This is a genomic window from Acetobacter lambici, from assembly GCF_011516885.1.
Lineage (GTDB): Bacteria > Pseudomonadota > Alphaproteobacteria > Acetobacterales > Acetobacteraceae > Acetobacter > Acetobacter lambici.
In genome coordinates, this window is record NZ_WOTD01000031.1 from 1 (window position 1) to 25,217 (window position 25,217).

19 protein-coding genes and 1 pseudogene are annotated in these 25,217 nt (G+C 55.4%); 9 read left to right on the forward strand and 11 right to left on the reverse strand.

Annotation, left to right across the window (positions count from 1 at the left end; all coding sequences use genetic code 11):
* The 5 genes from GOB86_RS11550 to GOB86_RS11570 form a co-directional block, all read right to left on the reverse strand.
* A partial coding sequence (locus GOB86_RS11550; protein ID WP_165992477.1) for a transposase family protein occupies positions 1 to 427 on the reverse strand: 427 nt, incomplete at its 3' end.
* A 70-nt stretch (positions 428 to 497) separates the two neighbouring features.
* Positions 498 to 1,946: a carbamoyltransferase HypF gene (gene hypF, locus GOB86_RS11555; protein ID WP_165992478.1), complete on the reverse strand. Its 1,449-nt coding sequence runs from the start codon at positions 1,944 to 1,946 to the stop codon at positions 498 to 500.
* Positions 1,946 to 3,421: a nickel-dependent hydrogenase large subunit gene (locus GOB86_RS11560; RefSeq protein WP_165992479.1), complete on the reverse strand. Its 1,476-nt coding sequence runs from the start codon at positions 3,419 to 3,421 to the stop codon at positions 1,946 to 1,948. The genes hypF and GOB86_RS11560 overlap by 1 nt, the downstream gene beginning before the upstream one ends.
* Positions 3,422 to 3,436: 15 nt before the next feature.
* On the reverse strand, positions 3,437 to 4,435 hold the full coding sequence (locus tag GOB86_RS11565; protein ID WP_165992480.1) for an NADH-quinone oxidoreductase subunit B family protein: 999 nt from the start codon (positions 4,433 to 4,435) through the stop codon (positions 3,437 to 3,439).
* Between the two features lie 5 nt (positions 4,436 to 4,440).
* Entirely contained in the window at positions 4,441 to 5,799 is a 1,359-nt protein-coding gene (locus GOB86_RS11570; protein WP_165992481.1) for a sensor histidine kinase, read from the reverse strand.
* A 195-nt stretch (positions 5,800 to 5,994) separates the two neighbouring features.
* Here GOB86_RS11570 and GOB86_RS11575 point away from each other — a divergent pair, with 195 nt between their 5' ends.
* Both GOB86_RS11575 and GOB86_RS11580 read left to right on the forward strand, forming a co-directional pair.
* Positions 5,995 to 6,612, forward strand: coding sequence for a YceI family protein (locus tag GOB86_RS11575; RefSeq protein WP_165992482.1), 618 nt, complete (start codon positions 5,995 to 5,997; stop codon positions 6,610 to 6,612).
* A 635-nt stretch (positions 6,613 to 7,247) separates the two neighbouring features.
* Positions 7,248 to 8,099: a diguanylate cyclase domain-containing protein gene (locus GOB86_RS11580; protein ID WP_165992483.1), complete on the forward strand. Its 852-nt coding sequence runs from the start codon at positions 7,248 to 7,250 to the stop codon at positions 8,097 to 8,099.
* 107 nt (positions 8,100 to 8,206) lie between these two features.
* Here GOB86_RS11580 and GOB86_RS11585 read toward each other — a convergent pair whose 3' ends face one another.
* The 3 genes from GOB86_RS11585 to GOB86_RS11595 form a co-directional block, all read right to left on the reverse strand.
* On the reverse strand, positions 8,207 to 9,403 hold the full coding sequence (locus tag GOB86_RS11585) for an MFS transporter (RefSeq protein ID WP_165992484.1): 1,197 nt from the start codon (positions 9,401 to 9,403) through the stop codon (positions 8,207 to 8,209).
* Positions 9,404 to 9,709: 306 nt separating this feature from the next.
* The gene (locus GOB86_RS11590) at positions 9,710 to 12,223 is read right to left on the reverse strand and encodes an excinuclease ABC subunit UvrA (RefSeq protein ID WP_194301185.1); all 2,514 of its coding nucleotides are present in this window, start codon (positions 12,221 to 12,223) and stop codon (positions 9,710 to 9,712) included.
* 30 nt (positions 12,224 to 12,253) lie between these two features.
* Entirely contained in the window at positions 12,254 to 13,045 is a 792-nt protein-coding gene (locus GOB86_RS11595) for a deaminated glutathione amidase (RefSeq protein ID WP_165992485.1), read from the reverse strand.
* A 241-nt stretch (positions 13,046 to 13,286) separates the two neighbouring features.
* Here GOB86_RS11595 and GOB86_RS11600 point away from each other — a divergent pair, with 241 nt between their 5' ends.
* Positions 13,287 to 14,060 (forward strand): acid phosphatase, encoded by a 774-nt coding sequence (locus GOB86_RS11600; protein ID WP_165992486.1) that lies wholly within the window; start codon positions 13,287 to 13,289, stop codon positions 14,058 to 14,060.
* Between the two features lie 77 nt (positions 14,061 to 14,137).
* Here GOB86_RS11600 and GOB86_RS11605 read toward each other — a convergent pair whose 3' ends face one another.
* Positions 14,138 to 15,025, reverse strand: coding sequence for a helix-turn-helix domain-containing protein (locus GOB86_RS11605; protein ID WP_165992487.1), 888 nt, complete (start codon positions 15,023 to 15,025; stop codon positions 14,138 to 14,140).
* An 84-nt stretch (positions 15,026 to 15,109) separates the two neighbouring features.
* Here GOB86_RS11605 and GOB86_RS11610 point away from each other — a divergent pair, with 84 nt between their 5' ends.
* From GOB86_RS11610 to GOB86_RS11625, 4 genes are all read left to right on the forward strand, one after another.
* Complete coding sequence (locus tag GOB86_RS11610; protein WP_242012639.1) at positions 15,110 to 17,245, forward strand: TonB-dependent receptor; 2,136 nt, start codon at positions 15,110 to 15,112, stop codon at positions 17,243 to 17,245.
* Positions 17,246 to 17,248: 3 nt separating this feature from the next.
* Positions 17,249 to 17,455 carry a hypothetical protein gene (locus GOB86_RS11615; RefSeq protein WP_165992488.1) on the forward strand — a complete coding sequence of 69 codons (207 nt, stop codon included), beginning with the start codon at positions 17,249 to 17,251 and terminating at the stop codon, positions 17,453 to 17,455.
* A 222-nt stretch (positions 17,456 to 17,677) separates the two neighbouring features.
* On the forward strand, positions 17,678 to 18,505 hold the full coding sequence (locus GOB86_RS11620; protein ID WP_165992489.1) for an MFS transporter: 828 nt from the start codon (positions 17,678 to 17,680) through the stop codon (positions 18,503 to 18,505).
* A gap of 36 nt (positions 18,506 to 18,541) precedes the next feature.
* Positions 18,542 to 18,913 carry a cupin domain-containing protein gene (locus GOB86_RS11625; protein WP_165992490.1) on the forward strand — a complete coding sequence of 124 codons (372 nt, stop codon included), beginning with the start codon at positions 18,542 to 18,544 and terminating at the stop codon, positions 18,911 to 18,913.
* A gap of 111 nt (positions 18,914 to 19,024) precedes the next feature.
* Here the strand turns inward: GOB86_RS11625 and GOB86_RS11630 are convergent, their stop codons facing one another.
* Both GOB86_RS11630 and GOB86_RS11635 read right to left on the reverse strand, forming a co-directional pair.
* Positions 19,025 to 21,244 carry a TonB-dependent siderophore receptor gene (locus tag GOB86_RS11630; RefSeq protein ID WP_165992491.1) on the reverse strand — a complete coding sequence of 740 codons (2,220 nt, stop codon included), beginning with the start codon at positions 21,242 to 21,244 and terminating at the stop codon, positions 19,025 to 19,027.
* Positions 21,245 to 21,521: 277 nt separating this feature from the next.
* Positions 21,522 to 22,304: an AraC family transcriptional regulator gene (locus GOB86_RS11635; RefSeq protein ID WP_165992492.1), complete on the reverse strand. Its 783-nt coding sequence runs from the start codon at positions 22,302 to 22,304 to the stop codon at positions 21,522 to 21,524.
* Positions 22,305 to 23,076: 772 nt separating this feature from the next.
* On the opposite strand from GOB86_RS11635, the gene GOB86_RS11640 reads away from it, so the two are divergent.
* A complete protein-coding gene (locus GOB86_RS11640; protein WP_165992493.1) occupies positions 23,077 to 24,447 on the forward strand; it encodes an NAD-dependent succinate-semialdehyde dehydrogenase in 1,371 nt (456 codons plus the stop codon).
* A 563-nt stretch (positions 24,448 to 25,010) separates the two neighbouring features.
* Positions 25,011 to 25,136: pseudogene (locus GOB86_RS16615) on the forward strand (IS3 family transposase); the annotation flags it as partial.
* Positions 25,137 to 25,217: the final 81 nt, after the last annotated feature.

A 25,217-nucleotide genomic window follows, 5' to 3' on the forward strand; every position in this document is an offset into this window, starting at 1 on the left:
AGAGAAGACGGCGGACAAGAGTATCCGCGCTGATGGGGCAACACAGGCGCACGGTCATTCGTGCTCCAGCGGAACCGCCCAGGGTGTGGGCGATATAATAATGAAGATCGGCAAGACGTGTGGTCTGTCTGCCATGACGCACGGTTATCCCCTCAAGGGGCATGACAAACGTCCGACGTGGACAAAGCATCGTCTGGCAGAAAAAGCGCGGCACAGAAACGATCAGCGTGGCTGGACGGCCCTGCCATGGAAGATCCGCGAGTTTTCTCTGATAGAAACTGTGAATGCGTTGTGTCGGGCACTGACAGTCCGGACACACTGCACTCCGTTTTCGCAGACCGACTTCGATCTCCACTCTGTTGTCCAGTGCAACAACACGACGAACGACGAGGGAACGGGGAAGATCAAGAGACCGAAGACGTGACACTGGGGAATATCCATGAAAGTGAACGACTTTCTGGATTTCCCAGTTCCGGAACCTCAGTACAAGATACCCATCACGAAAAGTGCGGAAGAACCAGTTTTTGACCCACCGCACGGCTACGGTACGCCGGGTGTGCATCCACCGCCACAATTGCGGGCGTTTGCCCGAACAGTGCCCGGTAATCCGCAAGTCCTGCCAGCATGGCCTGCTCCGTAGCCAGTTGGGCCATATCCCCCAGATGGTGGGACAACACAGCCCGCTCGCCCTGCGTCAGGCAGAATGCGGCTTTAAGGTCCCCCCCCACGGCCAGCACCGGGGGCGCGTTAGCCAGCATACCGGGCAGTTGCAGCGGCTCGGGCGCTAGACCGCGCCCCCGGCGCAAAACACGGGTGTGGCCCGCCAGAACACGCACCACGCTGTCGTCCAGACGGCGGGCTATGGGCCGGTCATGCATGAGCCATGCATCCGCAACCCCCTGCAATTCCACCCAGGCCGCGGCGTTGTTGACAACCTGCGGCTGCCCCGAACGGTTGGCGCTACTCATGACCAACGGCTCGCCTATTTTGTCCAGAAGCAACACGTGTAGCGGCGTGTAGGGCAGGAGCAGCCCAACACGCTCCATGCCCGGCGCCACATTGGCCGCCAAGGGCAGGCATACCCTGCTACGCACCAGCACCACGGGGGCGGATACATCCTCCAGCGCCTCGCGCTCCGCCTGACACAGATGGGCATGGGCTTCCGCCATGGCCATGTCCCGCACCATAACCGCGAGCGGGCGGGAGGGTCTGTTCTTGCGCGCCCGCAGTAACCCCACGGCTTCCTCCGAGCGGGCAAGGCACGCCAGATGAAAACCCCCAATCCCTTTTATGGCAACAATCTGCCCTGCCCGCAGGCTGGCCACAGCCTGATCAAGGGAAGCATCCCCCACAACCCGCCCGCTTTGAGCCCCTGCTGGAACAAACTCCAACTGGGGACCACACACAGGGCAGGCAACTGGCTGGGCATGAAAGCGCCGGTCCTGTGGGTTGGTGTATTCCGCACCACAGGTCTGGCACATGGCAAAAGCCGCCATGGTTGTGCGCGCACGATCATACGGAATGCCGGTTACAATGGAAAACCGCGGCCCACAGTCCGTACAATTTGTAAAAGCATAGTGGTAGCGACGATTTTTGGGGTCCGTAATCTCTGCAATACAGGCGGAACATACCGCCAGATCAGCCACAATACCGGCCTGCACCGTGCCGGGTTGGCTGGCCTCTATGGTAAAATCCTGCCAACCTTCATTCTGTACCGCGCAACGCCTGATGCCTGTAATGCGGGCACGCGGCGGGGGGCTGGCAAGCCCGGCCACCAATGCAGCCAGCAGGTCGGGAGGAGCTGCTGCCACAATACGCACACCATCCCCCCGGTTGCTCACGGAACCCCGCACGCCCAGACGTTGTGCAAGCCGCCATACAAACGGCCGAAAACCAACCCCCTGCACCAGCCCTGTTACAAGAATTTCCTCCGTGCAATCGGGCATTAGTGCACGGTACAGGCCATGCACGGGTCAAACGAGCGTACAATATGCTGCACGGAGAGCGGGGTCTGTTCCCCCGCGCGCACGGGGGCTCCCCTTAGTGCGTATTCGAGCGGCCCTTCCACCCCCGCAGCATCACGGGGAGAAAAATTCCATGTTGTCGGGGCGATAATCTGGTACCGTGAGATCAACCCGTTTTCCACGCGTAGCCAGTGGCCCAAGGCACCACGCGCAGCCTCGGTCATGCCAATGGCCCGACCATCGGGCACGGTGTTTGGTTGGGCGTGGCACCACGCCTCCCCCGGCCGCAGGGCGCGCACCCACTGCTCCATAAGTGGAACAAGCCGTGCGACCTCAACAAGCCGCGCCACGACGCGGGACAGAATGTTCCCGCCATTACGCGCGACAAGATCACGCGCCAGAGGCTGCCCGGCCATAAGCTGGCGGGCCAGCGCCCCTGTCTCGCACGGATAACCTGCCATGCGGGGGGCTTTGCACCATGTATAGGCTGTGTCCTCTCGCAACTGGGGTTCGGTCGCACCCTCAAACGGTGGCAAAGGCTGTGCGGTATCAACCATGTGGCTGAAGGCATGGTCTTCCGCCACGTCGCAAATGTTGAGCGGCTGCGCCGTGCCGGATTCAAAAACACCGGAGCGCCAGTGCCGTTGCGCGGGATCGGACTCAAACCCCGGATACGCGCCAAAACTCAAAAAACGGTCATAACTCCGCCCGCTATGCTGCAAGGACAGGTCCTGTGCAATTTGTAAAAACAGACCAAAATCTGAGCCATTTTTTTTATCCGCCCAACGTTGGAGGTCCTGTGCGTCAGACAGTTCCGCAACTTCCTCCAGCCGTGCATCAAACAGGGTTTCCTCCAATGCGGCACGCACCCCACCCAGAATGCCCAAGAGCCGCATACAGTCCTGCTTTTCCACCCCACGGGACAAACCACCGGGCTGTATGGCCAGTGTGTGCGGCCAGTGCCCAGCCAGAATACCCATAACATGCAAGACCAGCGCACGTGTTTGCAGAATATTACGCACAGCACTCCCGCGCAGCGCTGCAAAACGGTCATGCGCCCGAGCATACCAGCGCCGTCCCTCATAATCCGGGCGGGCAAAGTCGGGCATAAAGAACAGATGAAAATGGGTTAGGTGGTCAGCCAGATTTTCGGTCGCCACAATCAGGTTTGTCGGCAGTTGCCCATTATGGGCTGGCACCATACCCATAACACCCCCAAGTGCGAGTGCCGCCGCATGGGACTGGGAGACTGAGCAGATGCCACAGATCCGCGGGGCAATAACCAGTGCATCCATGGGGGTGCGCCCTTCCAGCACCCGCTCTATGCCACGGAACAACGGCGCGTTAACCCACGCCCTTTCCACCTGATGATCAACCACCTCCAGCCGGACTTCAAGGTCCCCCTCCACACGGTTGAAGGGGCCTGCCACCAGCCGGGTTTTTGTCTGTTCCGTCATGCCTGCCGTCCTCCTTTACACGTCCTGCCCGGGGCAGGTGGGGGGAACAATCAGGTGGTCGCTCACGGCATTACGGGCCACACGGTCCGGTGTTGCCGCCCTTGCAAGGGTGGAAAGGGCCACAAACCAGGCTTTGGGCATATCGGTTGGCAAACCCACTGGAATGCCCGCAATACGCGGAGTTTGTGCAAACGGGTGGCCCGGCTCCTCAAACTCGGGGGCCGTGCAGTTAATGCAGGCATACCCACCACGGGTGCATGACCCTTCACCATTCCACAGACGATTATTACAATCCGCATGCGCCTGTGTGCCAACACACCCCATATATTCCATCATGCAGCCAAGCTGGGCGGGCTGGCGCGCACTGGCTTTATATTCGTAATACTCGTTGCGGGTGCAGCCCTGATGCACAAGCTGGTCCGCGTAAAGGCGAGGGCGGCCAACGGCGTCCATATCCTCCGCCGCCATGCTACCCTGCGCCAGCAAGGCCAGAGTTTCGATCACCCAGCCCGGATGGGTCGGGCAGCCAGCAATATTGACCACAGGCAAACCGGACCGGGACCGAAAATCCGCCCCAAGTGCGCCGCCGGGGTGCACTCCCTCATACTGTAGCCCACAGGCATCGAGTATATTGGGCGATGCCGCCGCCATCCCGCCATAAGCCGAACAACTGCCAACAGCCACAACATACCGCGCCACAGCCGCCAGACGGTGGACCCATGCCATCATGGGTACATCCGTGCCACCCATAACATGGTAGCGCCCTGTGCCCTCCGGGCCACGCAGCACCGCACCTTCCAGGCACAGCGCATCCAGCCGCACATGCCCTGCCAGAATATCCGTCAGCAACGTCTGGACCTCCGCCCCGCTCTGCTCGGACAGGCTGGGATGCCACAAAAACTCCACACCAGCCCCACGCAACTGGGCCAGGAGGTCAGGTGTTTCCGCGCACAGGAGCGACATGCTGCACCCACCACACCCGCCCGACTGGAGCCACAGAACAGTAAAGGCCATACTCCCTATCCCTCGCCCGGCGTTGCGGCACATCCGGGGGCAAAAGCTGGCAGGTCAAACGCCACTACAGCGCCCCCCTCTGCCCCATTGCGCACGGCAAACTGCCCCCCATGGTCGGACACGGTGCCATAGCAAATAGCAAGCCCAAGCCCTGTTCCCTTGCCCACGGGCTTGGTCGTAAAAAACGGATCAAAAATATGGCTCGCCACATCGGGGGCAATACCGCTGCCGTTATCCGCAATCTGGACATGTACACGCGCACCATCCCGCCGGGCCGTAATGCACAGAACAGGGCGAGGCACATCCTCCATGGCATCAAGCGCATTCTGCACCAGATTCATAATGACCTGCTGCATGCGGCCTGCGTGCCCTTCCACCTCCAGCGGTTCCTCCACATCCATGCGGGTCTCCACCATGCGGTCCGCACTGGCCAGCACCCATTCCAGCCCCGTGCGCACCACGGCGGCCATATCGAACACAGCACCCGCACTCCGCCTGTCTGATGAAAAGCGGCGCAGGTCGGCCACAATATCCCTCACGCGCTCGGCACCTTCCACAATGCCGTCCAGCGTTCCATCCAGTTCGGAAACAACCATGTCCACCCGCAGGGCCTTACGCTCGCGTTCGAACTGGGCCGCGCCGGGGTGTGCATGAATATGCGCAAGGTAGGAGACCAGCCGGGGGATAAAACGTTTGAGCGTATAGGCATTGCCATACACGAACGAGATCGGGTTGTTCAGCTCATGCGCAACCCCTGCCACCAGCCGCCCGAGGGATGCCATTTTTTCCGCCTGCACCAACTGCACATGTGCGGCCTTGAGGTTGCGGTGCGCCTGATCCAGCTCGGAATAAGCGCGCCTGACCTCGCCCAGCGGGCGGCCCAGTAACACAATTCCGGAAAGACGCTGCCGCCGGTCGTAGAGCAATGTACCATTCACCGCGAATGGAAGCGCACCCGAACGGGTAGAAAACTGGAACTCCCTGTCTTCCAGCCCCTCACGGCGCGTCATGCAGCCTGCGACGTCCCCTGCCTTTAACCCCGAAGACGGCGCGATCAACTCCTCCAGACGTACGCCCACAATGCTCTGGCCCGCTGGCGCAAACAGCTTTTCCGCCGCGGTGTTGGTGCGCACGATGCGTAATGCCGTATCGCACGCGACCAGCACATCGGACATGGACTCAAACACACTGGCCATAAAGGCGTGGGCTTCCTGCAAGGCGGCGTTGTTACGCTCCAGCTCCACCTGCTGGCCAATGAGTTGCCCCCATGTTTCTTCCATTTTGCCGATAACGTTCAGCCATATCTGCTCCCCCTCTGCAGAGGCGTGGATATCCTCGGGCTGTGGTGCCTTTCCTGTCAGCATTCAAGGCACCTCCTCATACAAGGGTGAACGTGGCGGCATTATAACACAGCCCGAAGCAACGCCTACCCACAGAACACGAGTCAAAAATCGGAAACAAAGCATTTATATTATTGTTATTTATTAATTCACACCTGCCCTGCTATTCAAATCAGGACAATCCACACCATACCAGCCCCATTATTGGAGATTTTTTGCATGACCCGCACAACCCTTCTGTTCACAGCCGCCTCAGCCGTGCTCGCGCTGAGCACGATCACCCCCGCTTCCGCCCAGACCATTACCAACGCAACCCAGATCAAATCCGGCACCTATGCTGTGGAACCCGCCCATACCCAGATCGGTTTTTCTGTTCTGCACTTTGGGTTTACCAATTATTTTGGTGCTTTTTCCAATGCATCCGGCGCGCTCGAGCTCAATGCACAAACGCCAACCTTGTCCAGATTGTCCGTGACCATTCCGGTAGCCTCCGTGCAGACCACCAGTTCCAAGCTGACTGATGAACTCAAAGGCCCACAGTGGTTTGATACAGCCAAGTTCCCGAACGCAACATTTGTTTCGACCAGCGTTAAAATGGTTGGTCAGAATACTGCAACAATCAACGGTAATCTGACCCTGCACGGCGTAACCAAACCTGTTACCCTGAATGTGCACTTTGTAGGTGCGGGCGTTAACCCAATGGATAAAAAATATACAACCGGGTTTGATGCCACAAGCACCATCAACCGCAGCGACTTCGGGATCAAAACCTACGTGCCTTATGTGAGTGATAGCGTAACCCTGCGTATTGCAGGCGCGTTTGAAAAGCAGGATTAACCTTTTTGTCTGGCACCCACATGGCATCCCTGCTTTTTGCAGCGTTATGGTCGCCATGTGGGCCTACCCTAGCCACCATCTTCCGCTCAAAGACAGTAAATTAATACCCAACGCACTGAATATATAGACTTCCGCATAACAAAAGAGCGCATAATCGGCTAACTTGCCAATTCAGCACAAAATTTTTTCCAGAATATCATCCATTGAAAATATGAAAAATAGTCCGATATTTATTACCGCCCCCCAATGCCGGTCCATGTCGCCACTTTTTCTCTTCCCAATTCTAAAAAAGGGCCTGCGTGGCACATATCTGCTACGCGCAGGACATGAATAATACTGAATGATTGATATATGTCATTGCCTGTGCTGTATTTAGGGTTGAATCATGGTCAACAACGCTAGGGCGTTATGGTCGTAGACCAAGAGGTTTCTCAAACCCGTAGGATTGTTCTGACGGCCCCTATGCCAGAATAATTTATTATTGAGGCACCAGCCCAGCCCGACACAGCTGAACAGGATAATACCCATCTATGAACACCGCTCCCCTGCCTGGTGAGATTGATTTTACAAACCTTCCTGACCTGGCGGCTTTGGGGCAAACGCTTTTCAAGCAAGTTCCGATAGGGACGGTTATCGTGCGTCTGTCCGATAGCCAGATTATCCTGCGCAATCCTGCCTTCCGCCGTATTGCGGACGACAAGGTAGCAACCATGTCCGCACTGATAGAGAACAGTTGTGTAGACCCCAAACAACAGGAACAGCTACGCACCCAGATCAGGCAGGCCAGAGCCCGGGCAGACCGGGAAGAAACCAGCGAACTGCCCGAGCTTGTTCTGGACCTTAAAGGGGCAGATGGCAAAATACGCATTGTGCAGCACTATGCGCTCATGTTCCATAAAATGGGTATTGCTGTTGGCATTTTCCGCGATATTTCGGATATCAAACGCAAATATCGCGCACTCCAGAAAGACGCCTTCACGGACGAGTTGACAGGCGTTGGCAACCGGCGCGGCCTGATGGAACGCTGGAGTGAAGAAATAGAGGATGATCCGGCCCAGACCATTGGCTTCCTCATGATCGACCTTGATCAGTTCAAACCGATCAACGACACATACGGCCATGCCACGGGGGACAATGTGTTACGCAGTCTGGCCCGCAGGCTGCGCAAAAGTGTGCGTAAAAGTGATTATGTCGTACGGCTGGGCGGGGATGAATTCGGTATTCTGCTCCCTGATATCGAGAGCAGAACCATGCTGGACACAATCAGCAACAAACTGCTGGCCGCCTTGCGCCGCCCGGTGGTGATCGACAACCTCAAACTCAGCCTGTCTGGCAGCATTGGCGGTGGGCTTTACCCGGATGATGGCAAGGACCTTGCCGCGATCATGGTCCACGCCGACCACTCCATGTACACCACCAAAAAGAACATTCCCGCCAGAAAACGCTCCAAAAAACACCCGGTAACCGTCAAAGCACCGATTGCGTAAAGTCTGTCAGCCAGTTTGGCCTGCATGCGGGCCAGCGCATTCCACCGCCCATACCTGAACAATCGCCCCTTACAGGCTGAAATAACAGCCTGTAAGGGGCGGGCCTGCTATTCATCATGTTCCGAAGGATGCAGAACATGGGGGAATGCGGACGTGCTGAAAAACGCGATCAGAATACCGCAAAGCGCGACCACAAGAGCCAGCGGGGTCAGCACCGTAAAACCGCCATGTGTCAGAACCACGCCACCAGCGGCAGAGCCAAGCAGAATGCCCGCATTGCTGGCAGCATTAATGGCGGCCCCGGCCACATCCGCCCGTGTTGCACGGGCACGGATCGCACCGGACATAACAAACGGAATAATGGCCGAATAGCCAATACACCAAAGGCCCACAGCCCCGACAGACATCCACCCAGACAGGATGTGCCCATATAAAAGCCCCATGCCAACCAGCATGGCCATACCATTGGCCAACATGCCCGCAGCCGGGCGACGGTCCACAATCTGCCCCGCCCTCCATAGCCCCAGAATACTCAGCGCACCCGTTAGCAGCAGGGCAACGCTTAACGCACCACTGGACAGGCCGTGCTCAAGCAGCAGCGGTGTGACATAGGTGTAAAGCAGGTTATGCGCAAAAAAGAACACTGCATCCACCGCGACAACGATCAGGAATGTGCGCATGACCTTGCGCGAGACAATGCTGGGCAGGCTCTCCTTGACATGCACGGTAGAGGACACGGGCGGTAGAAAGAACGCAATACAGAGTGTGAGCACAACGGCAATACCCGTCATGATGTACATGGCTACACGCCAGCTTGCCAGATGCCCGACCGCCGCCGTGCCCGGCACACCCAGAATGGCTCCAAGCGATGTGCCACCATAAACAAACGAGATCGCCCGCCCGGTCATTCGGGGTGGCACAAGCCGCGCAGCGTATGCGGAAACAATGGACATAAGCAGTGCGTGAGCCAGCCCGCCAATAAGGCGACCCGCACATAACAGAACAAAGGTGGGGGCCATGGCCACAACCAGGTTGGAGACCACATACCCCGAAAGCGAAACGAGCATAAGCCGCTTGCGGTCAATATGGGCGGTCATAATGGTCAGGGGCACCGCGCCAAGTGTTACCATGAGCGCAAAGGCGCTGACGGCCAGCCCTGCCTCGCCTTCCTGTATATGGAAGGTGCGCGCCATTTCGATCAGTATGCCTACTGGCGCGACCTCACTGGTCAGCGCCGTAAAGGTGCAGGCAAACAAAGCCCAAAGCCCTACGCTGGCTCCGGGGGGAAGATTTTTAAAAAGCATGACAACCTGTTTAAATACAGAAATACGGATTAATACCGATTCTTCGAAGCCCTTCTGGCACTCCTTGCACCAAAACGGAATAGGCCGTTTTGTATAAACAGAAGATCACGAAATTTTTTCCTATATTCCAGTATTTTACAAAAAATCCACCACCCCGGCGCCAGTTACTCCCGCCTTAATTTCGGGCCCACCCGGTACCAGAACCTGCCATGGTCCGCCCACCCCACTACTCCAGCACGGGTGCCGACCTGCGCAAGACAACAACAGACCGGCTTGATTATTATACGAGACAGATTGGCTGCCGCCTTACCCGGTATATCGGGCCAGAAAAGGTGCCGTCACACTTCCTTGTGTATGGGCCACATCATACGGCGTGCCCTGCGCCACAATGTGCCCACCCCGGCTGCCTGCTCCCGGTCCCATATCAATAACCCAGTCGCTCCGCGCAACAAGCCGCATATCGTGCTCGGCAACCAGCACGGTATTACCTGCCTGCACCAGTTCACGCAGATGTTCCATCAACCTGTCGGCGTCAAACGGATGCAGACCAGTTGTGGGTTCGTCCAGCACGTAGAGCGTGTGACCCCGCCGTTGTTTTTGCAACTCCGTTGCCAGCTTGATCCGCTGTGCCTCCCCGCCGGAAAGCTCGGTCGCAGGCTGGCCCAGTGTCAGGTGCCCCAGTCCCCCACGTTGCAACGTGGCCAGAATTTGTGCGGGACCGGCATCCTCCGCCAGAAAAAGACAGGCTTCATCCACCGTCATGGCCAGTAATTCGGCAATGGAACGGCCACGATACGTGACTTCCAACACCTGCGGTTTGTAACGCGCACCGTGGCATGTGGGGCATGGCGCATAAACACTGGGCAGGAACAGCAGTTCCACCATGGTCGCCCCTGCTCCCTCGCAGGTGGGACAACGCCCTTTGGGCAGATTGAACGAGAAATACCCTGCGTCGCAACCCCGCTTTTGGGCCAGTTCGGTTCTGGCATACAGTTTACGGATTGTATCAAACAGCCCCGTATAGGTTGCCAGATTGGAGCGTGGTGTGCGGCCTATGGGCTTCTGATCAATAACCACCAGACGCTTGATGTGCTCCAGACCGGCGGTAATACTGCCCTCCGGCTCCCCGGATGCAACACTGTTCAGAGGGTCTTCGCCCTCCTCCTCCACGGCAATAGGCGCCTGCCCCAACGCTCTGGCCAAAACGCTGGTCAGCACCTGACTGACAAGGGAGGACTTGCCCGAGCCGGATACCCCCGTAACCGCAACCAGAACTCCAAGGGGAAAAGACGCCGAAAGATTGTCCAGATTATTCCACGTCATATGGTGCAGGCGCAGCCATGCCGATGGCACTCTGGGCGTATGGGGCACCATGGCAGGAGCGGCAAACACGTAACTGCGCCTGTGGGAGGCAGCGACCCCCTCCAGCCCGGCAAGAGGGCCGGAATACAGAACTTCCCCCCCACGTGTGCCAGCCTGCGGCCCAACGTCCACCACCCACTGCGCATGGCGGATAATATCCAGATTATGTTCGACAAGGAAAAGAGAGTTCCCCGCGCGGCGCAACCGCTCCAACGCGGCCAGCAGGGCCTGTGTATCTGCCGGGTGCAAGCCCGCAGAGGGTTCATCCAGCACATAAACCACACCAAACAGGTTGGAATGGATCTGTGTGCCAAGGCGCAGGCGCTGATATTCTCCGGGGGAGAGGGTCTGCACGCCCCGGTCCATTTGCAGGTAGCCAAGACCAAGGTCTTCCAGCACGCTAATTCTGGCGGCCATGTCCTCCACAATCCGCCCGGCGGCAATGGCTGTTGCATTTGGGCTCTGCTTCGCACCAACGGCGTTGCGCAATGTGGCGGCTATAACCTCCAGCGGCAGGGCAGCCATGGCGGCAATTGTGTAGCCGCCAAATGTAACACGCAGGGCATCCGCATTCAGCCGCTGCCCATGGCAGGAGGGACAGACCGTGGTGGTCATGAATGCTTCAACCCGGCGGCGCATCATGGCGCTCTGCGACTTGGCAAACGTTTGCAGAATATACCGTCGCGCCCCTGTAAACGTGCCCTGATAGGCGGGTTCCACACCCTGAGTCATGGCCTGTACAACCTGAGCATGCGTCAGGCCGGGATAAACCGGGTAGGTTGGGGTCTCGTCTGTAAAAAGTATCCACTCGCGCGTTTTTTTGGGCAGGTCACGCCAGGGGATGTCAACATCAACCCCTTTGGTGATCAGGATATCACGCAGGTTCTGCCCCTGCCACGCAGTAGGCCATGATGCCACAGCACGCTCGCGAATGGTGCGTGAAGGGTCGGGCACCATGCCTTCTTCCGTTACGTCGTGAATACGGCCCAGCCCATGGCAACGTTTGCACGCCCCCATGGGCGTGTTGGGAGAGAAGGATTCCGCCTCCAGCCGTGCAAGCCCCGCTGGGTACACACCCGCGCGGGAGTAAAGCATACGCAAAAGGTTGGAAAGCGTTGTGATACTGCCAACAGAAGACCGGCCGGAACTGCCCCCGCGCTGTTGCTGGAGCGCTATGGCGGGGGGAAGCCCATCCACTGCATCCACATCGGGGACAGGCATCTGCTGGAACAGGCGGCGGGCATAGGGCGAGACAGATTCCAGATAACGGCGCTGTGCCTCCGCGTACAACGTGCCAAACGCCAGTGAGGATTTGCCCGAACCCGAAAGCCCCGTAAACACAACAAGACTGTCGCGCGGAATATCCAGACTGACATTATTCAAATTATGTTCGCGCGCGCCGCGCACATGAACAAAGCCGTCATCCCCACTCCGGCCTGTTATTTCCACTTTGCTCATGCTGTTCAGTCTGCTCCTGCCATAGTGTTTTCAGGTATTGAGTTCGGGGTCCCTGAACCGGCGGTTAGCAAGCACAGGCAGGGCGGCACGGGTTGCGCGAATACGCTCCATATCCACAGTGGCAAAAAGCAGGTCGGGGCTGCTTCCCGCGCGAACAACGGCAACGCCCATGGGGTCCACCAGCATGCTGCACCCTATGTTGCGCGGCCCACATTCCCCTACGGCTGCAACGTAACAGGTATTTTCCAATGCCCGGGCAGTCACCATGACCTCCCAGTGCCATTCCTTGCCGGGGCCACGCACCCATGCGGCAGGCACGCTCAGCAGGTCTGCCCCACGCACCACGAGGGAACGTGCGACTTCGGGAAAGCGCACATCGTAACAGGTCATCAATCCCACCCGCACGTCCCCTACCTGTACAATGGGAGGGAGTTCCGTGCCAGGAACATAGTCGTTTGATTCCTTCATGTTAAAGGCGTCATACAGATGCAGCTTGCGGTAGCAGGCCACAAGCCCGCTCGCATTGAGCACGATCTGGCAGTTATGGGTCAGGGCCGGAATGGCTGGGGTGGCAATGCAGCAGATCACGCTCAGGTCCTTACCCGCCAGCGCGCTGACCAACCCGGTAACAAATGGCCCATCAAGCTGTTGTGCAGTGCGCACGGTAATGCCGGGATCATGCATGTCTGCCGCTATAATGCTCTCTGGCAGAATAAGCAGTTGCGCTCCTTCCGCCGCCGCGCGCTCAATAAGGGCCACGCATTGGTCAAGATTGACACGCCATTGAGGTGCTACGGCAAACTGTCCTAGAGCGATTTTCATCCGGGCAATCCTTACAGGCAAAACCATCTGGTATGGGCGGGGGCACGCACCTGCCCGCCTGTTCTTTACGACACTGAAGCACTCAGGCGCAAAATCAAACCCCTTGCAGCTAGCACCTTACCATTCCCCTCTTGCATACATGCCGGGGCCGGTCGTTATTCATCATCAAACCGTCATACTTTACTCTGGCCCATCTGGGATAATGAACACCGCCTGTTAATGCCAACAAAAGGTCCATGCCATGCGCCAGCGTGTTCTTGCTCTTTGCGCCGCAACACTCTGTGCGCTTGTGCCCGCTCTGCCACAAACCACTTTGGCGGAACCTGCCATACTGCCGGACGGAAGGAGCATACTCTCCCCGCCCCCAGCCCCCGGATCGCACGCGCAGGAGGCAGACATGCAGGCGTTTGCAAACACACGGGCACTCAGGGGCAGCAAGCGCTGGCAACTGGCCCACAGCGATGCGGACCTGCACCCACAGCGCGTGATTGGCGATTTTTCCTGTGCCGCCGGGTTTACACTTAATGCAGACAAGCTACCGGCCCTGCTTAGCCTGCTGAACACATTGGCCGAACCTCTTGAGCAACGCGTGATGGAAGAAAAAAACTTCTGGCACAGACCGCGCCCCTTTGTTGGCACTAATCAGGATATCTGCACCCCCGACGCACGCGCCAAACTGACGGACAGCTTTGCCTACCCCTCCGGCCATACAACATGGGGGTGGCTGACCGCGTCCATTCTGGCAAGCGCCCTGCCCGAACGTGCTACCGAAATTATGCAACGCGGCCGCATTTTTGGAGAAAGCCGCATTGTATGCGGCGTGCATTGGAAGAGCGATGTGCAGGCGGGATACATGAATGGGAGCGCCATGTTTGCTGCGTTGCAGGCCCAACCCTGGTTTGTGAAAAAAATGGCAGCAGTCCGCTCCGAGCTAGAAACCCTACAAAGCCACCCCATCCCACCCGACGCCACAACATGCGCTGTGGAGCATGAGGCCGCGGCAGACACGTTCTAACCCGTTTGCCGAGCCCCCAAGGCTACTGAGACCCTGATTGCCGATCAATCCGTAACACAGGTGATGTCTGCGCAAAGTTACAGCATAAGGCGTTGCCACTTACCCGGCGAACACCCAAACTGGCGCTGAAATGCCGCACTAAAATGGCTGACATTGCTATAGCCAAGATCCATGGCTGTTTCAGTCACGTTTCGGTCCCTGAGCAACCGACAGGCATGTTCCATGCGGTGTGCCTGATAAAGTGCATATGGCGCACAGCCAAACCGCTCGCGGAACAGTTCCTTAAAGCGCGTCTGGCTTAACCCACTTATTGCCGCTAACTGGCTGATTGTAGGCGCGCGGTCAAAGCGCTCCAGCAAAGCCTGCCTTGCCGCTTCCAGTCCTGTTCTATTTTTTTCCGCAACCTGCGGCACGGTGCCTGCGCTACCGTGCATAAAGGCGTGGCCCAGCACGGTCATGGCCAGCCCATAGCCTACCAGAGCCTGCGCATGGGGAGCATACCCCCCCTTGCCCGGTGCTGTGTGCAAATAACTGAACAACTGCCTTGCATTATGCACAACGGGGTCCCGCCTGCCCATGTTACGGGCCACAATACCCGATGGAGGGTCAATATGCATCTGCTCGATCAGGCCCGGGGGGATATGAATTTCGAGTGCGGAAAACTCCGCACTGTTTTCAAACGTAAAAGCCTGCGGCGCGGTGCGGGCCAGAATAAGATCGCATGTCTGAAAATGGTGCGTCCGCCCGCCTGCATGCATACTGCACGCGCCAGACAGAATAACCGTACAGCGGGTCATGCTCCCCGGTTCGTCAAAATACCCTCTGATCCCACCGGCTCTGGCGGCCACAAAACCACTTGTATGCACCCCTCCGGGAAAAGCGCGGGAATGGGGGTACAGCAAGGATGTGCCCGCAACATGGTGTGGGTGCGGCTGATGCACCTGTGTGGAACTGGCTTTTGCCATCAAAGCACGGTCTTTCCTGTCTGATCGGGGTATGCAGGCTGATCCGGGTAGCGTGGATAATAAGAATTATTATCATCACGACTCATGAAAGAAAACCTCTCCCTCGCAAGTCTCAGGAATGGCTTCTGTCTGTGGAGTGCCAGTTCCCTCACACTTGTCTGCACAGCCCTGACCGTGTTGCCCGTAACCGGGTGGGCTGCAACCAGCACCGCACCAGAATGCACGAACACTCCGAGCAAGAGCGGCAAAAAAAACATAACCGCCTGCCCGACCGACAAGGAACATGTTGTTGTGCGTGGTAAACGCGCAGCCTTTACCGCCACCACAAGCACCAGCCACATCTCGACGCAGGATATGCAGGCTTACAGAATGCAGACCCTGGGCGATATTGCCGAACGCGTTCCCAACCTTTCCTTCACCAACACAACTCCCAACAACCCTGTGCTTATGGTGCGCGGTCTTGGTGGAACGGAGGATGAGGGACCGGTCCTGTACACACCGGTTCTGATTGATGGTGTGCCTGTTCCAAGCTTTGCCATGGGGCAGATGTTCGACTTCAGCAACGTGGACGTGCTGCGTGGGCCACAACTGACCGAGGGGATCAATGCGTTCGGGGGCATGGTCTCCGCCCAATCGCGCGATCCGGGCAAACAACTGGCAGGGGCTGTAGATTTTGAATATGGCACAGGCAACCGTAAACGGGCGACGTTCTCGGGTGATCTGCCCATAAACGCCTCAACCAGCCTTCGCCTGTCCGTAGGGGGAGAAACAGCCGATGGATACATTCACAACCGGGCACTCGACCGTAGCGATACCGGGGGCTGGCATGGGTGGTTCGGCCGCATCAAGCTCCTGCACACGGACAGCAATGGCGGGGAATGGCGCTTTAGCCTGCACCACATGCTCAACCATGGCGGGAACGATTATTTTGAAACCCCGGAACACGCACGCAACCATGCCTCCTACAACACCTCCGCCGGGGTGAATGATACGGAATACCTCCTTGGTTCGGCCCAGTACCACCGCCGTTTCAGCCAGCACATGATTCTGGATGTTACCTTTGGCGGAGCATCAACAGACTGGCGCTATAGCAACCCGTATTCCGTTTTTTCCGCCAATTCCGGCTTTACGTTACCCACCCGGCAGATCGGTGGATCAGTCATGCTTTCCGGCAGTGCAGGAACACTGGACTGGAAAGGCGGCATTTACGGGCAACAGGTCAAACGCTGGGCTCCATACGATTTTGACATGGCACCCTATTATACCAGCCACACAACAGCCACACTGGGCACAGCCAATATTGCTTTTATGGGCGAGTTAGGCTGGCATTTTTCACCCAGTTGGCGGCTGGCTCCCTCCCTGCGCATTGAGCATGTGGATAGCTCCATAAGCAACTGGACAAGTTCCATGAGCGGCTCCGTGCCCTATGCTTACAGCATACAGGAGAGCCTGCCCCGCCAGACACTGTCCAAAACAGCCCCCTTGCCCGGCCTGAAGCTGGAATATAACCCGCAATCCTCTAATAATCTGAGCCAGTTTGGGTGGCTGAGTTATACCCGGTCCTTTCTGCCCCCCAATTACAGCCCATACGGGTCCTATGCCAGCACGGTGGCCGTGCCCTATGCTCCCAGCTATGGCAATAATCTGGAACTGGGGTATCGTCTGGGCCACCCCACAGGCCGCTGGTCAGTGGAGGCCATTGGTTTTGCCAATTTCCTTTCCAACCTTCAGGTATCGGCCACCAATGGCGCGGGGGAATCCCTTATTGGCACGGCCAGCACCGCTCACTCCCGCGGGATGGAAGCATCCGCACACTGGAAGCCGATTAATACACTCCAGCTTAATGCATTCCTTGGCCTGACCTATGCCGCCTACGACCACTTTGTGTTCGGCGGAACAGACTATAGCGGCAAGCAGATGGCAGGCACTCCAACCAGCAATTTTGGTTTTTCAGGCGAGTGGCACCCCATGCCCGGATGGATGGTGAATGCCAGCGTAGTCCGGCGTGGGCGCACAACGCTCTACCCCAGCAGTTCCGTGCAGAACGCGCCTTATGTGCTTTTTGACGCCCAGATAGAAAAACGCTGGAAGCGCTGGAGTGTGGCTCTATACGGGCATAATCTGACCAATGCCGGTTATTTTACGCGCGGTCTGTCTGGTGGATATGTGGTGGCTGCCAACCCTCGCCAGCTTGGCTTTCGTGTTGGCATGAGTTTTTAAATCATGCTGGATACAAACAGAATAGCTGAGCGCACATGCTGCTCTTATAAAAACTCAGCTTTATACAAAAGGCTTATGGCAATTGCCCTCATGTATGGCACGCAGGGCATTCCTGCGGGTCTGGCCTTTAACGCCTTTTCCACCATCCTGCGCCATGGGGGAGTATCTTTAAATGAAATTGGTTTAACTGGACTTCTTTTTTTACCATAGGCCTGCAAATTCCTCTGGTCCAGCATAGCTGACAATGCCGGAAAGCGCTGGGGTTATGGCCGCCTTGCCTTGTGGACCCATATGGCAGCCATATTGCTCTGTTTTGTTCTGATGTTTATTCAGCCTGAAAAAAGTTTTCTGGCCTCCCTTTCCGGAATTTTTTTACTGAATACTTTATTTGCAACGCAGGATATTTTTACAAATTCCTGTGCTGTATCTCATATGAAGGGACAAAACTCCGGGCTGGCAAACGCCGTGCAGGTGATTACCTTTTTGCTGGGAATGCTGGTCGGGGGAGCGGGATCTCTTGTTATTTATGCCTATAGCGGGTGGAGCGGAACCATGTTCGCCATGGCGTGCGAACTTTTGGTCCTATGGGCCGCTCTTCTGCCATTGCGGGCCTGTATTGAACCCATACTCGACACGCCCTTCCCCGCCTCATCCAGCCTGGGTGCGCTTTTCAAACAATCCGGGTTTTTGTGGGCTGCACTTGTCGCTATTACCTTCAAATTTTCCGGCTCTGCCATGGCCATGCTGCTCCAGCCATGGCTGATGGACAAATCCTTTAACCTTGCATTTGCCGGAACACTGCAAATGTCCAACCTGCTCTGTAGTGCGGCAGGTGGTGCGGTTCTCGGTTTTCCCACAGTCCGGCTGTTGGGGAGTTGCCGGGCCGTCTGTGTGCTGGTTTGGCCATCCACCCTTCTGCTTGGCTGCCTTTGTCTCCTACAGGCGACAGGCATGGTCAGTCAGCCATTTTTGTATATTGGTCTGGGGCTGGAAAACTTTATTGATGGCGGTTTTTACGTCTGTATCTGGGCCATGCTCATGAACTGGTCGTCCAAACAACAACCCGGAACAGACTATAGTTTTTTACAGTGTGGAGAAAGCCTGACAAATGTTCTTGCCGGGCTATCCATTACGCCACTGGCCGCCTTAATCGGATACGACCGCACGTTTCTGGCACTCTGGGGGGCTGGCGCTCTGCTGCTCCCATTCCTTGCGCAAGCAAGCCAGAAAATCAGTCATTGCCGCCATAACAAAGACTAGGGCATGGCACATCAACCAAAAAGGAATGAGAAGCACATGAAAATTTTTAACCTGAGCGAACAGGCTGCTGGCCTGTCTGTCATTGATATTGAAAAAAAAACTGAATCGGTATCAAAAAGCGGTCTGCAAATCCTGTTCCCCTTTGGCAAACATGATGTGGGCCTACTGCGTTTTAAGGGTTCAACACCATGGGAAGAACACCCCAATGACGAATTTTTGCTTGTTGTAGAAGGACAAACAACCTTAACCCTACGAACAGGGGATAAAGAAACCAGCGCCACGGCAAAAAAAGGGGATGTTCTGGTTGTTCCGGGCAAAACCTGGCACCGGCAGGACGCACAAGATGCCGTGACACTCATGTTCATGACAAACCATGACGGCAATCAACATAAAGCCGCTACGGATTAAAACTCTCAAGAGTTGTGGCCTACGCATTGTTGGCCACCAAACTCCATATGGGCCAATACAGTGAGCACGGGCATGACTTACGGGGTAGGCCATGCCCACCCCGTGTGTCTTTTACCAGCTATACCCTATAGTGGCCTGCGCGTTACGGCGTTCTCCAAAAAAGCAGTATCCGCCTACGGCACCATCTGCATAACAGTTGCCAATATAGTTTTTATCAAAAAGATTCCGAACGTTAGCCGACAGCTTCCACCCATGGAGTGAACTGGAAACATTGGCCAGATCGTAAGATATGGAAGCATCAAACAAGGCGTATTGTGGCAGCCATACACTCCCCGTTTCCAGTTCACCACCATATGTCTTGGCCGTGTAACGCATGCCGCCGCCAAAACCAAGGCCCTTCAGCTTACCAGAAGGCATGGTGTAGAATGCAAACAGCGATGCATTGCCTCTGGACGACTGTTGAAGTGGCTTGCCTGTTGAATCATCCTTGATTTTTTGAATACTGACCGCAGCCGTGAGCATAAGATTCCGGAATGGTTCGGCATGCGCTTCAAATTCAAAGCCATCGGAATGTACCAACCCACTTTCTGTGTTTGTCTCCATGGTCGGGGGAATGGGGACAAGAACATGGCTCTGCTCAATATGGAAACCAGCAACCGTCAGCAAAAGCGACGTGCCAGGGAGCTGGTATTTTAACCCACCTTCAAGCTGTTTGCCCACAGATGGGGATGGCTGCCGGGTAACCCCGGGAACAGACGTGGCTACAGCGCCAACCTGTGGCTGAAAAGAGGTTGAGTAGCTGATGTAGGGCGCAAGCCCAAAGTCAAAATGATACAGACCAGAAGCACGCCACGTAATCTGGCTGGCATTCTGCGTATCATCCGACGGCGAAATATAGGCAACCTGATGCGAATGGTACCAGTCATTCCGCAGGCTTCCGGTCAGCACAAAACGCTTCCAGCGGATTTCGTCCTGAGCATAAACCCCGATCTGCTGTGAATTGACCTTGTAATCAATAGCTGGGGTCATGCCGGGTATGGACATATTGTAATCGGGGTGCAGCACGTCCATGTCCGGAGCGCTTCCCATACTTTCGTTATCTTTTGTTTTTTGCTGCATATAGTCAAAACCGACCATTAGCGTGTGCTGCACTGCCCCCGTATGGACATGCCCCTTGAACTGGCTGTCAAAAGCAAGGTCATGGGCATGCTCGTATGCACCATAGGATGAACGGCCAAGCATGGTACCGCTCGTCTGATCGGCGCTATCATAATAACCATCGTTGAGCACACTGCGGTATGATGTCATGACATCATCATATCGACCGCGCGTGCTAAAGCTCCAGTCCTTGTTAAACCGATGGTTCAGGATATACGTGATCCCGCCCTGCCGACGATTATATTTTTCAAAAGAGGCGTCTCCATCATAAAAATTACGAGGGAGATACCCAAATGTTCCGCGTTTGAGAGACCCGACCAACGGAGCGCCACCGTAAGAACCATTTTCGGGATCATACTGGTAATTGCCCAGCAGGGTCAGGGTTGTTGGTCCGTCCCCACCAAAAGTAAAGGCCGGACTAATGCTAAAGCGCCGGCTCCCCGTTCTGGCAAGTTGGGTATGCTGCCCATTAACCGTGCCATACAACCGGTAGCGCACAAGACCATCGTCCGTAGCAAAGCCACCCACATCCGCATCAACCCGGTAGAGGTCGAACATACCGCCTGTTGTATCCACACTGCCATAAAACTTCTGTTCCGTTGGCAGCTTGCTCGATAACGCAGTTAGCCCCCCCGGACTGGACTGCCCATAAAGGGCTGAAGCCGGGCCTTTAAGAAGCTCAACCCGCTCCAGGCGCGAGGTATCGGTCTGGGGCACGGCAAAGCCTACGGGACTGGACTGCACTTTTAGCCCGTCCAAAAAAGTCGGCACGGTAAAACCACGCACATCAAACAGATCATAACGTGTGCCTTCCCCCCCACGGGTATCGGCCGTCACGCCTGCGGCATAACGCACAGCCTGATTGAGTGTTAAAACGCCACGCGTATCCATTTCGTCACGCGTGATCACGGTAACGGACTGTGCGGTCTCGACCAGCGGCGTATTCATTTTTGTCGCGGAGGACGCCATGACGGATGACCGGCCGTGGCCACGCACTTCAACCAGTTCATCCCGCACAACGCGGGCCTTGGCCTTGTTGGTTGCCGTGCGTGCTGGCGGAACCGACTGAGACTGCTGGTGTTTATCTACCTGCGTCTCCTGCTCCGCGGCAAATGCCGCATCGCTTAGAACAAACGAGACAAAAACCGTATAAAAAAGTTTGCTGCGCTTCATACCCAACCCGTTTCGTTACCGGCTTCTCCTGTCAGAGGGCAGCTGTTCGGTATTCTTATTAATAATGAGACTTAATTGCGCTCCTATCCAGTTTCCTGCCAATCAGCAAGCAGCGGAGGCCGCCATTGGCCCAAACGCGACAATCTTCCGCCTGAACGCCAAAATCCGACTGCCTATAACCGGCAACCGGGTCCAACGCCTGATGAGAGACTGATTTTTGTTTATTGGAAAAAAAAGCTGCAAACCGGCTATATGTTACAGCGTGCTGGATACTCTTTTACGAGCGCGGTGTCGGCAGAGAATTCACACGCAATGTGCTTGGCGCCACACCAAATGTCCGATGGAACATTGTGCTGAAACTGCCAGCATTATCGTAACCCAGATCAAACGCAACTTCGGCAATTGACTGGCCCGTTGCAAGTCTGGAAGCGGCTTCCACAACCCTGACCCTACGCCGCCATGCGGCAAAACCCATGCCCATTTCCTGTTGGAAAAGGCGGGTAAACGTGCGGCGGGCCATACCGGCCTCCCGTGCCCAGTAATCAATATCACGGCAATCTCCCGGTTGGGCTGTAATCGCCTCGCAAACACGGCGCAACCGATGATCCGATGGGAAAAGGAGCCGGTCCGCAATACGTGGTGCGCGAGCAATCTCGTCCACCAGCAGCCGGGCTATGGCCGACATGCGGTCATCCATGTCAAAATTGAATGTCATCGCCACAATTTCGTCCACCAGCCCCCGCACAAGGGAGGATGCGTCGAACATCTTGCACGGCAGGGTGTCTGTGCCGGCCAGACTGGAATCAACATACACAACCTGAAAGGCCAAATCCGTCCGGCATGTCGCCTGATGAACAACGTTGGCCGGGAGCCAGATTGCTTGCCCCGGGCCAAGCACAAAACTCTCATTTTGCGTGTTTACGGTGACACTTCCTGCCAGAAAAATAGACAGTTGCGCCCGCTTATGAGCATGGAACGCATCCACAAACCCACCCGTATAACAATCGGAAAAACCTACAACTGGAGGGGGATGCCGCGGAAAATCGGCGGTGCGTTTCATGACGTTCTAATCCAGTCCATTTTTTGCAAAAACCACCCAATGGACTGCCTTCAGGCTAGCCGGATATACATTATTTCAGATATCGGGGTACGATATCAAGTCTGTTCTGATTTATATGAAAAATCACCACACATAGCAAAATGAGCCCCCCCACAAAGCCCGGGTTCTGGCTCGTCTGCCGGAAACTGGCATCACACAGAACGTTATCCCGTTAGGTGCGGATAACAGCCTGATTAACGCCCTGCACTACCTTACGCCAGATAAAGTGTCGGCCATAATGACATGGCTCAAGCAAATGCCATGTGTTCAAGACCCATAAGTAGCCCGCCGAAACCGATCTGGATGGAGACTTGGAGACAGGCCGGCTGAAGAACTGGTTAAGCCCGACCGTTGCGCCTGAGATAAAATGCCTCGCCTGACACTAAACAGTTTTCGAGATATAGGTAAAACCATATCACTAATAAAAATAATATCCCCACAAGCACTAATACCCAAACAACATTAATTGTATGAATATTCATATTCTCGAAAATGTAATTACAACACTTTCCAAATTGTATACACTAAATATCAATCAACAAATTACTCCAATAGAATGACTAACGCGTAGGAGGTATTCCGCCTCATATACTCACATATCCGTGATATACTCACTAGCAATATCGTCTGCACCACAAGAATGGTCTAGTTTCAGCCGACATGTCTATATCTTCCTATATATAGATAGGGCTGCTTGCCCATTCCTGAAGCCTACAGCAAGGACCAACATCCAATGAGCCCGTATCGCACCCTTAATCCAACCACCGGCAAAACAGAAAAAGTTTTTGACCTTCATGCCACGGCGGACATGATAAAGAAGTTGGAACGTGCCCATGATTTTTGGCAGAATGACTGGCGCAACCACTCCATAGCCGAACGGAGCGCCCTGCTCAATAAAGCTGCGGATATTCTACGAGCCAACAAAGAGCAGCATGCGCGCCTTATTTCCATAGAAATGGGGAAGGTTCTTGCTGAAGCGATCTGGGAAATTGAACTCTCGGCAGATATCCTTTCCTATTATGCCAATATGGCGGAAACATTCCTCAAACCTCGGGACCTGCCCATCGCACAAGGCAAGGCACGCGTTCTGAGCGAACCGCTTGGCGTGATTTATTGTGTTGAGCCATGGAATTTCCCATATTATCAGCTTGCACGCGTTGCTGCCCCAAATCTTATGGCTGGCAATGTTGTTATGGTTAAACATGCGCCGGGAGTTCCCCAATGTGCACTTGCTTTTGAAGCATTATTCCAAAATGCCGGGCTGCCTGAAGGCGCATATACCAATCTGTTTATTACCAACGATCAGTCTGAACTTTTAATTGGCCGCCCTGAAGTGCGCGGCGTAGCGCTTACTGGCAGTGAGCGCGCAGGGAGTGCTGTTGCGGCTCAAGCGGGGCATCACCTCAAAAAAAGCACTATGGAACTCGGTGGGTCAGATGCTTTTATCGTGTTGGATGATGCTGATCTTGATGTTGTAGTCCTCCGTGCAGCCGCAGCAAGAATGGGGAACAACGGGCAGGTCTGTACAGAAGCCAAGCGCATGATTGTGCACCACTCCCTAGCTGAGGAATTCGTATCCAGGCTCAAAGCCGCCACAGACACTTTCCAATATGGAGATCCGTTGGAACAAGGGGTAACCCATGGTCCAATGAGCAGCGAGGTCGCCATGAAGCACACCGTGGCTCAGGTTGAAAAAGCCGTAGCCAACGGGGCAAAACTTGTTTGCGGTGGCAAGCAGATTGATCGGGAGGGATTTTTTATGCAAGCTGCGATCCTTACCGACATAAAAAAAGATAACCCCATTTATTATGAAGAAATTTTTGGACCCGTCGCGGCTGTCTATTCTGTACAAAATGATGACGAAGCCATTGCTCTTGCCAATGACTCCCCTTACGGACTTGGCGGGTCTATCCATACAAACGACGAACAACGCGGCTACCAGCTTGCCTTAAAGATTGATAGCGGTATGGTCTTTATAAATGATATTACCGGCACGGCACCAGACCTACCCTTTGGCGGCATCAAAAACTCAGGATTTGGCCGCGAGCTTTCAGAATTTGGGATTGAAGAATTTCTTAATAGAAAACTGATTCATATGCCCTGATCGCATAGTATCCGAAATTTTTTTTACTCTCTGGCACCTGAAATCACATGATGCCAGAGAGTCTGCCAATCCATATTGAAAGAAATATACCTACCCCTTAAACATTTATGACTGCATTATGAATGGCATGATAATCCGCGATTGCCGCCACGATATAGGCCACTGACGGGGCACGGCTAGCTGTTGCGATAACCGTCCCGATAAGCGGACATATGCTCCCAAGAATGCTTTTCCAGTTGATGGTCATTTGCTTATCGCAAAATGGCACTGCTCCTCAACAGAATATGCCCATGCGCGTCAGCATGACTGCATGAACTCTCCCACGCACTGGAGGCACCTGCTCCTTACGCCAACATCTGGCGGTCTGGTGGCTAATGAGTAGGTTTTTCCTAAGGGAACATCTGCCGGTGAACGCTATGATCCGAAAAAACAGTGAGAAATCTGAACGTGGTAAAGATTAGGAGCAAGAGAAACCCCATACAGGTATTCGTGCTCACAGAGGTGGTCCCCATTTTTCGGACAGGGCGATAAGCTATCATCTGGCCTGAACGAGGACGGGTTTTATGGGCAAGGTTACGCGCAAGAGGTATGCGGCGGAGTTCAAGTCACGGGTTGCCCTGGAGGCGATCCGTGGGGAACTGACGCTGGCGGAACTGGCTTCGACGCGGAAATCTCACAGAAGGGTTGTACATCGGGTTAGATTATGAAAAAGTCTGTTTTGCACAAAAGAAATTTTCGTAAGCTATAAGAAAACCCGATGCAGACAGAGT